13 protein-coding genes are annotated in these 13,818 nt (G+C 32.9%); 5 read left to right on the forward strand and 8 right to left on the reverse strand.

The genetic code is table 11. The features are described from left to right. Window positions 1–19: 19 nt before the first annotated feature. The 5 genes from EKM01_RS09820 (at window position 20) to EKM01_RS09840 (ending at window position 5,018) form a co-directional block, all read left to right on the forward strand. On the forward strand, window positions 20–673 hold the full coding sequence (locus tag EKM01_RS09820; protein WP_126768158.1) for a YggS family pyridoxal phosphate-dependent enzyme: 654 nt from the start codon (window positions 20–22) through the stop codon (window positions 671–673). 118 nt (window positions 674–791) lie between these two features. After that, entirely contained in the window at window positions 792–2,153 is a 1,362-nt protein-coding gene (locus tag EKM01_RS09825) for an exonuclease domain-containing protein (RefSeq protein WP_126576349.1), read from the forward strand. A gap of 27 nt (window positions 2,154–2,180) precedes the next feature. Further along, a complete protein-coding gene (locus EKM01_RS09830) occupies window positions 2,181–3,011 on the forward strand; it encodes an ion transporter (RefSeq protein ID WP_126462913.1) in 831 nt (276 codons plus the stop codon). A gap of 158 nt (window positions 3,012–3,169) precedes the next feature. Beyond that, entirely contained in the window at window positions 3,170–4,087 is a 918-nt protein-coding gene (gene miaA / locus EKM01_RS09835; protein WP_126743116.1) for a tRNA (adenosine(37)-N6)-dimethylallyltransferase MiaA, read from the forward strand. Window positions 4,088–4,277: 190 nt separating this feature from the next. Further along, window positions 4,278–5,018, forward strand: a complete 741-nt coding sequence (locus tag EKM01_RS09840) for an acyl-[acyl-carrier-protein] thioesterase (RefSeq protein WP_126768161.1) — start codon at window positions 4,278–4,280, stop codon at window positions 5,016–5,018. 47 nt (window positions 5,019–5,065) lie between these two features. Here EKM01_RS09840 and EKM01_RS09845 read toward each other — a convergent pair whose 3' ends face one another. The 8 genes from EKM01_RS09845 to EKM01_RS09880 all read right to left on the reverse strand — a co-directional run bounded on the left by EKM01_RS09845 (window position 5,066) and on the right by EKM01_RS09880 (window position 13,792). Next, complete coding sequence (locus EKM01_RS09845; RefSeq protein WP_126452426.1) at window positions 5,066–5,782, reverse strand: response regulator transcription factor; 717 nt, start codon at window positions 5,780–5,782, stop codon at window positions 5,066–5,068. A 3-nt stretch (window positions 5,783–5,785) separates the two neighbouring features. Further along, entirely contained in the window at window positions 5,786–7,369 is a 1,584-nt protein-coding gene (locus tag EKM01_RS09850) for a sensor histidine kinase KdpD (protein WP_126462919.1), read from the reverse strand. Between the two features lie 71 nt (window positions 7,370–7,440). Further along, window positions 7,441–8,025, reverse strand: coding sequence for a dephospho-CoA kinase (gene coaE, locus EKM01_RS09855; protein ID WP_126553635.1), 585 nt, complete (start codon window positions 8,023–8,025; stop codon window positions 7,441–7,443). 1 nt (window position 8,026) lies between these two features. After that, complete coding sequence (locus EKM01_RS09860) at window positions 8,027–9,028, reverse strand: glycosyltransferase family 2 protein (protein WP_126452432.1); 1,002 nt, start codon at window positions 9,026–9,028, stop codon at window positions 8,027–8,029. A 128-nt stretch (window positions 9,029–9,156) separates the two neighbouring features. Further along, window positions 9,157–10,347, reverse strand: coding sequence for an enoyl-ACP reductase FabV (gene fabV / locus EKM01_RS09865; RefSeq protein WP_126743119.1), 1,191 nt, complete (start codon window positions 10,345–10,347; stop codon window positions 9,157–9,159). A 68-nt stretch (window positions 10,348–10,415) separates the two neighbouring features. Next, window positions 10,416–11,129 (reverse strand): hypothetical protein, encoded by a 714-nt coding sequence (locus EKM01_RS09870; protein WP_126768164.1) that lies wholly within the window; start codon window positions 11,127–11,129, stop codon window positions 10,416–10,418. A 73-nt stretch (window positions 11,130–11,202) separates the two neighbouring features. Beyond that, on the reverse strand, window positions 11,203–12,855 hold the full coding sequence (gene recN / locus EKM01_RS09875; RefSeq protein WP_126462926.1) for a DNA repair protein RecN: 1,653 nt from the start codon (window positions 12,853–12,855) through the stop codon (window positions 11,203–11,205). A 52-nt stretch (window positions 12,856–12,907) separates the two neighbouring features. Continuing rightward, the gene (locus tag EKM01_RS09880; RefSeq protein ID WP_126743121.1) at window positions 12,908–13,792 is read right to left on the reverse strand and encodes a DUF4835 family protein; all 885 of its coding nucleotides are present in this window, start codon (window positions 13,790–13,792) and stop codon (window positions 12,908–12,910) included. Window positions 13,793–13,818 lie beyond the last annotated feature (26 nt).

Raw genomic sequence — 13,818 nt, forward strand, 5'->3', positions numbered from 1 at the left:
TTAAAATTTAAACATTAAAATGTCTATAAAAAATAATTTACTCCAAATAAAATCCACTTTACCGGAACATATAACCTTAGTTGCGGTTTCAAAGACCAAACCTGTTTCGGATTTAATGGAAGGGTATGAGGCCGGTCAACGCATTTTTGGAGAAAATAAAATCCAGGAAATGGCGGAGAAATGGGAACAAATGCCAAAAGACATTCAATGGCACATGATAGGCCATGTTCAGACCAATAAAGTCAAATTTATGGCGCCATTTGTGAGCTTGATTCACGGTGTGGATAGTTTGAAATTGCTACAGGAAATCAACAAACAAGCACTAAAAAGCAATAGAATTATTGACTGTTTATTACAAATGCATATTGCCGAAGAAGAAACTAAATTTGGTCTTGACCAAGAAGAACTTGCTTCACTCCTATCCTCAAACGAATTCCAGGAATTAAAAAACATTAGAATCGTTGGATTAATGGGAATGGCAACTTTTACAGACAAGAAAGATCAAATCAAGAAAGAATTCACCCATCTGAAATCTATTTTTGATAAATTCAAAATTCAAAATTCAAAATTTACCATTCTTTCTATGGGAATGTCCGGTGATTATCAACTTGCAATTGAATGTGGAAGTACGATGGTTCGCATTGGAAGTAGTATCTTTGGAGGAAGAAATTGACTTTTGATTTGAGATTAACGAATATTGACCCGAGCGGTAGCGAACTGGCGAAGCATTTCAGATTTAAAAATCTCTACTTCAAAACTGAATACTAAAAACTGAACACTGAATACTTATTTTGTACGCAATACTAGACATAGAAACCACTGGAGGACAATTCAACGAAGAGGGAATCACGGAAATCGCTATCTATAAATTTGATGGACATGAGGTCGTGGATCAGTTCATTAGTTTGGTAAATCCGGAAATCCCAATTCAACCTTTTGTAGTTAAACTTACCGGTATTAATAATGCCATGTTGCAATCTGCTCCCAAGTTTTTTGAAGTAGCAAAACGCATCATCGAAATGACAAACGATTGTATTATCGTGGCTCATAATGCTTCTTTTGATTACAGAATCTTACGAACCGAATTCAGACGATTAGGATACGATTTTGAAGCCAGAACACTTTGTACGGTTGAATTATCAAAAAAATTATTGCCGGAACAACCGTCCCATAGCCTAGGAAAACTCGTTCGTGCGCTTGGAATCCCAATGGCAGACCGCCACAGAGCCAGTGGTGATGCTTTAGCAACAGTCAAATTATTCAAAATTCTTTTAGAAAAAGATTTAGAGAAAGAAATTGTAAAAGATTTTATAAAGCTGGAAATCGAAAAAGGAATCGCTCCAAAATTACTGGATATTGTGTCCGGATTACCAGCAAAAACAGGTGTCTATTACATTCATAATGAGAAAGGAAATCTAATTTACATTGGCAAAAGCCGAAACATAAAAAAACGAATCAATCAGCATTTTACAGGAACTTCTACAAAATGCAAGAAAATTCAAGCAGAAGTGTTTTCCGTAACCTATGATGAAACCGGAAGTGAATTGATCGCATTATTAAAAGAAAGCGAGGAAATAAAAATCAACAAACCCATATATAACAGAGCACAGCGAAAAAGTATTTTTCAACTGGCACTCTATGCTGAAAAAGATAAAAATGGGTATCTCAACCTAAAGCTTCAAAAAGCAGATGGACGCAAAAAAGAAATCACATCCTTTTCCTCCCTGCAAGAGGGTAAAAACGCATTATTCAGAATTACTTCTCATTATAATTTATGTCAAAAACTAACTGGTTTGTATGTTTCTAAAACCAACTGTTTTCAATACACTATAAAAGAATGTGACGGCGCTTGTATTAGCAAAGTTTCACCTGAAGAATACAATATCAGAGTTCTTACTTTTGTCGATAAAAATAGTTTCGAAAATCAAAATATGGTATTGATTGACAAAGGCAGAACCATCAGCGAAAGATCTGCCGTTTTGATCGAAAACGGAATTTACAAAGGCTATGCTTTTTATGATTTAAATTATCAAATCAACAATATCGAAATACTGAGAAACATCCTCATTCCGATGCAAAATAACCGGGACACTAAAAATATTATCCAAGGGCACATACGAAGCAATAAAACCTTGAAAACGTTAAAATTCTAATCGTATGCTATCAATCCATCCATAATTATGCACCGAATAAAGTCAAAATTTGACACTTTCAGACAAAAAACCAATGTCATTATTTATGGCACAAATACGGCTTCCGGGCGCTTGTTTGACCTAGTACTTTTAGGAGTAATTTTGTTAAGTGTTGTAATTGTGATGCTTGAAACCGTAAAAGGTTTCGATACAAAATACCACCAAGAACTCATTATCCTAGAGTGGGTCATTACGATTTTCTTTACCTTAGAATACATTCTTCGAATTATATCTATAAAAAAACCTGTCAAATACGTTCTCAGTTTCTATGGAATCATTGATTTGATTGCCACTTTACCTATGTATTTGTCCTTGTTTTATTTTGGAACAAGCGTTTTAACTGTGGTAAGGGCTTTGAGATTACTGCGATTGTTCAAAATATTGAAACATCCAAAATTCTCCAGTCAATCCACTCACCTAAAAGAAGCGCTAATTGCCAGTAGAGGAAAAATATTAATTTTTATCTATTTCATGTTGATCAGCAGCATCCTGATAGGCTCCGTTATGTATGTGGTAGAGGGTAAAGAAAGCGGCTTTACCAGCATTCCCACCAGCATTTATTGGACCATTGTAACACTCACAACCGTTGGCTACGGTGACATATCGCCCATCACACCATTAGGCCAAGCTATAGCATCAGTAGTAATGATCATGGGATATGGAATAATAGCCGTTCCTACGGGTATCGTTTCAGCTGAATTTGCAAACAGCAACCGTAAAAAACCAAGAGCCGAAAGAATTAATCCATGCACCGTTTGCGGAACTGACGGTCATGAATATAATGCAAAATACTGCTACCATTGTGGCACCGAATTATAATTTATTAATTTGAAGCAATTCCAGCTGTACACTGCAACTCCTCGTTATTCCAGTTGTTTTTCTAAGGCTAAAAAGGAGCTTCCTCCGGTCGCTCTTTTACACCAAGAAAAAAAACTGCAATACCTCCGGGGTTTCCGTTTCCATCTGGGCTAAAAACTATGAAATACCTAATCACCATTATCGGACCCACAGCGATAGGAAAAACTTCCTTGAGCATCATTTTGGCTAATTATTTTAAATGCGATATCCTGTCATGTGACAGCCGACAGTTTTTCAAGGAAATGACCATCGGAACCGCAGTTCCAAACCAAGCCGAGCTAGCAACAGCTACCCATCATTTTATCCAAAACAAATCCATATTCGAGAATTATACCGTAGGTGATTTCGAGAAAGAAGCCATTGCAAAACTGGACGAATTATTTCTGACCAATGATTATGCTATACTAGTTGGTGGTTCGGGATTATATGTAGACGCAATCCTAAAAGGTTTTGATGAATTTCCAGAAATAGACCCTACAGTTCGCTCAGCAATAACACTGAATTATGAAAAACTGGGAATTGGGTATTTGCAACAAAAACTCGAAGTTTTAGATCCTAATTATTACAAAACTTTGACTGTCGAGAATTCTCAAACCTTACAAAATCCACAACGTATGATGCGTTTCGTAGAAGTATGTATTGGTGCCGGAAAACCATATTCTTCTTTTTTAAATCAAAAGCAAAACAGTCGCAACTTCACTCCTATTTTAATTGGTTTAGAAGCCGACAGAAAGAGTATCTATAACCGAATTAATCAACGTGTAGATGCCATGATGAACGAGGGTTTATTAGCGGAAGCAAAAACGTTATTCCAGAATAAAGAATTGAACGCCTTGCAAACAGTGGGTTACAGAGAACTATTCCGTTATTTTGACAGGGAAATTTCATTGGAATTTGCCATTGAAGAAATAAAGAAAAATACCCGCCGATTCTCAAAACGTCAACTCACTTGGTTCAAAAAAAATGAAAACACCAAATGGTTTGATTTTGAAACTCCTTATGAAACGATTGTGAAGTACATCAATTCAAAAAAATAAAAATATCATTATTGACGACGATCAAAAAAATATAACCACTAATTCGCTAATAAAAAACCTATACTTCGAATATAATTAGCGGTCATTATTATTATTTATAAAATGTTTTGTTTTAACAATCCCTATAAACAAAAGAAGTACAACAAAAAAGCCTTTTTAAACCCATTACTAATAATTACAATCTATAAATATGCCCATTTCACCTAACTTCACATCTATTCTTAGCAAAGACTGGGAAATCAATTTTACACAATGTGCTCCAAACGGGTTTTTAAAATACACTGATTTGTGTTCTATATTACAATTAACAGCAGCTGCACATTCAGAAATTGGTGGAATCAGTTTTACGGACATGCAGGAATTTAATCAAGCGTGGGTTTTGAGCAGAATGCGTGTTGAAGTTACTAAATTACCTAAATCCGGAGATGTCGTAACGGTAAAAACCTGGATCAATTCCTTAGAGAATTCCCGTTCAGTACGGGCGCTGGAAATGCATGTAAATGGAGAAAAAATTGTGGGCTCAGAGACTTTCTGGGCTGTATTCAATACTAAAAAAAGACGGCCGGAAGCATTGGCGTTGCCGTTCGAGCATTTTGAAGTATATCCCGAAAAAAAAGCTACTCATGAAGGTTTTTCTAAAATTAATTTCAATCAGGAGAAAGAAATAGTTTTTGAAAAAACCGTTTTCTTATCGGATTTAGACATTGTAAATCATGTTAATAATGTCAAATATCTGGAATGGTGTTTGGATCTAGTTGATGAAAAATTAATCCTAAATCAGAAAATTATTAGTTTAGAAATGAATTTCTTAAAAGAATTATCGCTAAAGGATCACATCATTATTCATGAAAATATTTCTAAAAATAAAACTATTTTTAGTATTACAAAAGAAGAAAAAACCAATTTCGCTTTGCAATTAAACTGGAAATAAATATTTTTAAAATAAAAAAGCCTCAATTTCTTGAGGCTTATGGCTACTTATTCTGCTACTTTATTTTTTACTACTAATCTGAATCCTTCTCCGTGGATATTCAAAATTTCAACATCTTCATCCAGTTTAAGGTATTTCCTCAGTTTTGCGATATAAACATCCATACTTCTTGATGTAAAGTAATTATCATCTCTCCATATTTTTGTCAAGGCTAATTCTCTTGGCATCAAATCATTTTCATGAAGAATCAACATCTTCAACAAATCATTTTCTTTTGGAGATAATTTAATTGGCTCTTCAGTATTAAAAGTTAAAAAACGAAGTTTTGAATTTAAATAAAACTTCCCAATATTAAATTCAAATTGTACTTGTTCTGCTCTGGTATCTGATGATTTTCTTTGAATTATCGCTTTGATTTTCATCAACAATACTTCTGAATCAAAAGGTTTATTTAAGTAATCATCCGCACCCGCTTTGTAGCCTTTCAACACATCCTCTTTCATCGATTTTGCAGTTAAAAAGATAATTGGAACTTCGTTGTTTTTTTCTCTGATTTCTTTTGCTAAAGTATAACCATCTTTGTAAGGCATCATTACATCCAGAATACACAAATCATAAGTATCTTTTTTAAATTTTTCGAAACCTTCCATTCCATTTTTGGCTAAAGTGACGTCAAAATCATTTAGCATTAAATAATCTTTCAAAACCGCACCAAAATTCAGGTCATCTTCCACTAAAAGTATTTTCTTATTTACATTTTCCATATTCTAATTTATTAATGGTAATTTTATTATGAAGGTACTCCCTTTTCCCTTTTCACTTTCTACATATACTTGACCGTTGTGGTCATCTACAATTCTTTTTACATACGCTAAACCTAATCCATGTCCTTTGACATTATGAATGTCACCGGTATGTTCTCTATAAAATTTCTCAAAAATTCTTTTTTGAGCTATTTTACTCATTCCTAAACCGTTATCTTTAACTTTGATAATAACCATATCTTTTACATTTTCAGTAAAAATGTCTATTTCTGGCACATTAGGTGAATATTTTATAGCATTTTCTAAAATATTGACAATCACATTGGTAAAATGAACATCGTTGAGTAATACGGTAGTTCTTAAAGCGCCAAAGTGGCTTCTAATGGTTCCTTCTCTATCTTCTAAAATTAGATTTACATGTTCAATAGCATCATTTATAATGTCATGTACATTGAGCGTCTCTTTGATAATGTCCAGTTCTTTCTTTTCTAGTTTAGAAATTCTTAACACATTCTCTACCTGGGCGTGCATGCGTTTATTCTCGTCTTTAATCATCTGAAGGTATCGTAAAACCTTCTCCTTATCATCTATTATTTTTGGATTTCGTATCGCATCTAATGCTAAATTAATTGTGGCTATTGGAGTTTTAAACTCGTGCGTCATGTTATTAATAAAATCATTTTTAATTTCAGAAATTTGACGTTGCCGGATCAATTGATTCAATGCACTTGAATACGCAATCAAAATAATTAGAGTAAAAACAATTGAAAGTACGGTAATGCTTACGAGTTCCGACAATAAAAATTTCTTTTTAAGCGGAAATGTAACCAACAAATCATACTTACTGCTTCCTTCATTATCAATAAATACCGGAATAGAATAGGTAGCATCTTTATCATATTTAAACTCGCTTGATTTGATTTTAGTCGCTAAATTATTGCTGTAAATACCAAATTCAAATTTTGTTTCAATACCGTGTTCTTCTAATTCTTTCTTGATTAATTTTTGTAAAACACTGCTCGAAACACGTTCCTCAAGCGGCATTGCTGACAATACATCTTTTGCTGAAATTTTAAAAAGAGCATTGTCTAAAATATCTAAATTTCCTTCTTTTTCAATTCTAATATCTGGAATCAAACTTTGATTCCCACCTAATTTGTCAATAGAATTATTGTTATACACTTCTGTAACGCGTTTAGAACTAAAATTCTTGAATTTTTCACTATCAAATTTCTTATCAAAGAACGTAGGAGAAATATTGTAATTCTCAGAAATTATACTGTTTGAGTATATAATAGTTTCGTTTGTTCTTGGATTTTTCTGAACGTAATAAAACTCTAATATATCGTCCTTTTTAGGAACTTTTCCGGTACTATCCTTGTAATGATTTATTTTGTCATAAAAATTATACTCTTCTTGTTTTTGAAGATTATTCGCCACATTACCAATAACTTGCTTAACATGAAACTTAAATTGCTCATCATTATTTTTAAACGAGGTATTGAACCAATATACCTGAACTAAAATTATCCCTATTAAGGACAAGCTCATTAATAAAACAAGTAATCTAAAAAAAAGTTTATTCATCAAAACAAATTTAGTATTTTAACAATATATTAAATAATAGATTAACCAAACATTAACAACTATGCTTGTTTTTATACAATCTTTAATATTTTAAGAATTTCATTTGCCTCCTGCTTTGCTGTTTCAAGTGAAACATTATGAATAACAAAATCACTTTTGTCAATTCTCTGTTTATCAGTCCATTGTGAATTTATTCGTTTCAAAACAAGATCTCGGTTTGATTTATCTCTGGCAATTACCCTTTGAATTCTCAATTCTAACGGTACTGTAACCGTTATAATAAAATCACATTCTTTATCACGCCCACTTTCAAATAAAATAGCCGCTTCATAGATAATAAACGGCGCCGTCTCTTGTTGTAAAATCCATTGATCAAAATGTTTTTTTACTGCCGGATGAATAATAGCATTGAGTTTTTCTAATTTTTCAGGTTCCTCAAATACGATTTTAGCTAATTTTTCTCTATTTAACAGGTTAATTTCAAAAACAGAACTCCCAAATTCGTTTTTTATGGCTTTTAAAATCACAGCAGATTCCATCATTTTTCTGGCCTCCGCATCCGCAATATAAACGGGAATCCCAAATGATTCAAAATATTTTGCAAGGGTAGTTTTGCCACTTCCTATGCCTCCGGTTAAACCAATGATTTTTGTCATCTTACACTTTAAAAAATAATTCTGGAAAAGCCTCTTGTGGTTTTTGCCTTAAAATAATAACTTTATAATAGGATTTTATGAAACCTAAACCGTAACCATAAAACTGTTTCCAAACCGCTATTAATGATAAATAACCTATTTTAAGGCTCTTATTCTGGTAAGAAGAGACCAAGAACAATACCAAAAAGTAAATAAAATACAACTGAAGCAGATAATCAAAATTAAAAATTAACAACAATACAATTGAAAAGAAAAATCCAATGATGAAAACCGAAGGAAAGAAAAAAGTAAGCTTATTGTATTTTGGATACCAACTGTTAAGAATTGGTCGTGCTTTTCCAAATTTATTTACCTGAGTTGAAAACTTATCCCAGTCGATTCTTCGTTTGTGATATACAAATGCTTGTGGGAAAAGTGTGGTTTCAAAACCTAAGTTCCACAAACGAATTGACAAATCAGGATCTTCTCCTGGATGAATATTTCCAAAACCTTTGGACGCTTCAAAAGCTTTGCGAGACAGCCCCATGTTAAAACTTCGGGGCTGAAACTTATCGATTTTTTCAGAACCGCCTCTAATTCCTCCTGTGGTTAAAAAAGAAGTCATTGCAAAATTAATTGCTTTTTGGATGTCTGAAAAACTATCTAAAGCCTTGTCCGGTCCTCCAAAACAGTCTACATAATTTTGCTTTAAAGCCGTATCAACTTCAGACAAGTACTGCTCAGGTATAATACAATCCGAATCAAAAATGATAAAGTAATCCCCTCTGGCTTTTTTCATTCCATAATTTCTGGAATCGCCAGGTCCTGAATTCTCTTTGTAATAATAGGAAATATCAAGTCTGTCTCCATATTTTTGAGCAACATCCTGACACACTAAAGCAGAACCATCTTCTACGATTACAATTTCAAATATCTCTTTATAGGTTGTATGAGACAAACTTTCTAAAAGTTCATCTACTTCGTCTGGGCGATTGTAAACTGGGATTATTAAGGAAAATAACATAAATCAAAATGAGGTATTAGTAGTCTGTTTTTAGGTCTTTAAAATTTTAACAAATATAATGGTTATCCATAAAAAAACCATCAACTATTAATTGATGGTTTTATAAATACTATTTTAAGGTACAATAATTAAGAAATACTTTTAATGTTTACCACTTCGTTTGTATCCGCTTTGTAATCTACACCATCCACGTCAAAACCAAATAAATTGTAAAAATCTTTTCTGTATCCTACTAAATCTCCTATTTCGGATAAATTTTCAGTTACAGCCTCCATCCACAATTTAGCTACTTTTTCCTGAACATCAGGACGCATCTCTAAATCATCAATCCTAATTCTTCCTTTTTCGTCAACAGGAACTTCATTGCCGGTAAACAATCGTTCTTGATACAAACGCTGAATTTGCTCAATACATCCTTCGTGTATACCTTCTTCCTTCATTATTCGATATAATAAAGAAATATACAATGGAATAACCGGAATTGCAGAACTTGCTTGTGTAACCAATGCCTTATTTACAGAAACAAATGCTTTTCCATCAATAGCTGCTAAACTGTCCGTGATTGCAAATGCAGTCGATTCAAGATGATCTTTGGCCCGACCAATTGTACCTTTTCTATAAACGGCTTCAGTCAATGATGGCCCAATATAGGAATAAGCAACAGTTGTAGCGCCTGGAGCTAATAGATTTTGAGCTTTTAGAGCATCAATCCAAATCGCCCAATCTTCCCCGCCCATAACGGCGACTGTGTTTTCTATATCATCACCAGTGCAAGGCTCAATTGAAATTTCAGAAACTTTACCAGAATGAAAATCAACTGTTTTATTGGTAAAAGTACCACCAATTGGTTTCAAAACAGAACGATGCAATATTCCTGTTACAGGATGCATACGAACGGGAGAAGCTAAACTGTAGATTATTAAGTCCACTTGACCTAAATCAGCTTTTATAAGATCTAATGTTTGTTGCTTTACTTCATTCGAAAAAGCATCTCCATTGATACTTTTTGCATACAAACCTGCTTTATGCGCTTCATTTTCAAAAGCTGCAGAGTTGTACCAACCTGGTGAAGCTGTTTTTCCTTCAGAAGGAGCTTTTTCAAAAAATACACCAATAGTTGCTGCATTAGAACCAAAAGCACTTGTAATTCTGGAAGCCAAACCAAAACCGGTTGAAGCCCCAATTACTAATACATTTTTAGCTCCGTTGATTGCGCCTTTTGATTGTATGTATTCTATTTGATTTTTTACATTTTGCTCGCATCCTTTTGGGTGTGATGTCGTACAAATAAATCCTCTCATTCTAGGTTCTATAATCATAATTCTATTGTTTCCGTTTTTATATTGTTGGAAATCCTTATTTTTTAATTCAAAAAAATATAAATTCCTTATCTTATTATTTTATTAATATTTTCCCTAACCGTGATTATATCTATTTTTTTGTTTTCACATTTCACGTTTTCTAATTGGTGACTGGTTAAAAATTCATTAAAATCCTTACAGTCTTTTAAAACATTAAACTCTTTTTTATTGATATCAAATACAATTCCTTTTAGTCTATTCATTGAAGAACCAATTACACCACCAATAGCTCCACCACTTCCATAGGCCAATCCTTTTGACCAACCATTAGCAAGCTCCGCCTCTAAATATAGAAACTTTCCGGCTTGCAAAACCCTGTGATACGAATTTGGGTTATCTCCTTCTTCACTCTTATCACCTTTCAATGCATATTTACGGAAATTTTTTTGTTGTACATAAAGATTTCCATTTAGTGAAACAGCAAAAACTCCGGTCAATTTAGTTTCGTCAGCAATAGTGTACAGAAAAATATGATCAACAATAGAATTTTGATGTATTAATTTTTTTTCTAACCCTACAATTGTTCTACGTTCTACTGGATTAAGTTTGGTGGTTTTTTTATTAATGAAATCTTCTAAAGTAACGTAAAATCCCTCTGGATAATCACTCATCGAAAACATGTAATTATTGGCTGGAATAGAACCAACTGTATGGTTCGAATCTAACACTTGCCCAAAAGAGCTGTTAAAAAAAGAAATACTAATTACACTCAATATTACGATCGATTTTTTGAAATACATATTTTATTTTTTTAAATAGATAATTTTAATTGAATTCGTCTTGATTTTTTAGAGACAAATATAATTTAAAATATTAGTTCAACAAGGCTTTGGCATGATTTAAGGCTGAGTCGGAAACGATTGTTCCAGATAACATTTGCGCGATTTCAACCACTCTTTCTTCTCTACTTAATAATTTCAATTCAGATTGCGTATCCTCGCCAACAGTCGATTTAAACACTTTGAAATGAGCATTCCCTTTTGCCGCAATTTGGGGTAAATGCGTAATTGCAAAAATTTGCATTTGCTGACTCATTTCCTTCATAATTTCCCCCATTCTAATGGCTATTTCTCCGGAAACACCAGTGTCAATTTCATCAAAAATCAATGTTGGTAATTTTGAATAGTGTGCCAATATCGCCTTAACAGCAAGCATAATCCTTGACATTTCTCCACCAGAAGCTACTTTTTTTAACAAACCAAAATCCGTCCCTTTATTGGCCGAAAATAAAAACTGAAGCTCATCTTTTCCGTTTTGAAAATAGGTTTCAGTTGATTTTACATCCATTTTAAAGCGCACATTAGGCATTCCTAAAGTTTCTAAAATCGCAATCAACTTTTGGGATAAAACTGGAATCGAATTCAATCTATTCGTATGAATTGTAGTTGAAAAAACATCTAATTCAACGGTTTTTTGCTTTAGAGAAAGCGTCAGTGCAGCGATCTCTTCTTCCATATTTCCTAATTCTAATACTGAATTTTCTAGATTCATCTGAATTTGAAGTAGTTCATCCACAGATGACACCTGATGTTTCTTTTGCAAGGTAAAAATCACCTGAAGCTTTTGACTAATTAAATCCAATTGTTCCGGATCATTGATCAATTTTTCAGAACAACGATTCATTTCTTCCAAAACATCTTCAAATTCAATCGTTACGCTTGTAATTCTTTCTAACAAAGATTGGTAATCCGCTGAAAAAACAGCAATTTTTTGTAATGAAACCTTAATTTCATTCAAATTATGCATCACACCCATTTGTTCTTCATTGGCTATAGCCAAAGATTTATCAATAGATTCCTTGATAATTTCAACATTATTTAATTTTTCAAAATCAGCCTCAAGAGATTCTTGTTCACCTGATTTTAATTGCGCTGCTACCAATTCATCCAATAAAAAAGTATTGTATTCCTGCTCTTTCTTAGATTCGCTTTGTCTTTTCAGTAACGAATTTAATTTGGATCTATCCGATTTATATTTTTTTAAAAGCGACTGATACTCCAGAATTATATTTTTATTTGTGGCAATAGCATCTATAATTTCAAACTGTACATTTTCATCCGAAAGTTCTTGAGTTTGTTGTTGCGAATGAATATCAATCAAGAATAAGCTCAATTCCTGCAATTCCTGAAGATTTACGGGGCTGTCATTAACAAACGCTCTTGATTTTCCTGAAGGCAGGATTTCGCGTCTAATTATAGTGTCATTTTCATAGTCTAAATCATTTGTTTCAAAAAAAGGAAGTAAATTATACTTAGAAATTTCAAAATGAGCCTCAATAATACACTTTTCTTCTTTGTTTTTTAGAGAAGTCAAATCGGCTCTTTTTCCTAAAACCAGCCCCAATGCACCTAAAATTATTGATTTTCCTGCACCAGTTTCTCCAGTGATTGTTGAGAAACCTTTTGAAAAATCGATTGTCAATTTTTCTATTAAAGCATAGTTTTTTATCGAAAGTGACGTTATCATTTATTTGTTTTTTTTATTGGAACCGGCGATTAAATTAAAATCTGGCCGCTAATTAATAGTGTATCAGTGCCCATTTGCTAGAATTCAAAGGAGAAATTTTATTTAGATTATCAACTAAATCTGAAATTGTGATACTAGGACCACCTGAAAATACAGCTACAATTTCATCTGATTTAGCATCAAAAAAGACACGGGTTAAAAACGCATTAGGTCTTGAAGCATTTAACTTAGCTAAATCAATTAAAGATCCTTTTATTTTTTCTTTAGCCTCTTTTAAATCCTGATTCATCAAATCTAATCCGGAATGGTACTCAAACATCGTTTGTCGAACTTGTTTGAATGCCGGGGATAAAATATCATTTATCAAAAAATAACGGTTTTGATTTCCATCGGCCTGACTCCATCCTTTTGATCCTCCTTGCTGTGCTACATTCAAAATATTCTGAGCAGTTTCAAAATAAGGATTTCCGGATTCCATCACAAAAGTATCCGCATCCATTCCTAAAATGACATAACTGTAAAAAGAAAGAACAGAAACTAAATTAGAATCAAAACTGCTGGGGTTAAAAATTAAATTTTCAAACTCAGTATACCGAAAACTAAAATCTTTGTCGTTATAATTTAAAACTGGTGAAGTGTACGATGAATTAAAAACCGGACGGGATGATTGTACCTGGATGGTGGCTATAAATTGATCGGAATTATTAGCAGAAACAGTAATATAAATTGAGCAATTAATTTTTTCATTTTGCTTCACTGTTTGACCAGTCCAATCTGTTTTGTTTACAAACTCACTGATCGAGGTTTGCAAGGTTTTAAAAACTTGTTGATTGGTAACACTCAATCGCTGTGCATCAACCGTTACAGTACAATTCAATTGTTGTGCTTGGACACCTCCAAAAATAAAAAGCAGCAAAAAAGTAAATATTTTATTCATCTGTAGATTTCTGTTTTTTTATCTAT

The organism is Flavobacterium sp. RSP46, from assembly GCF_003984825.1.
Lineage (GTDB): Bacteria > Bacteroidota > Bacteroidia > Flavobacteriales > Flavobacteriaceae > Flavobacterium.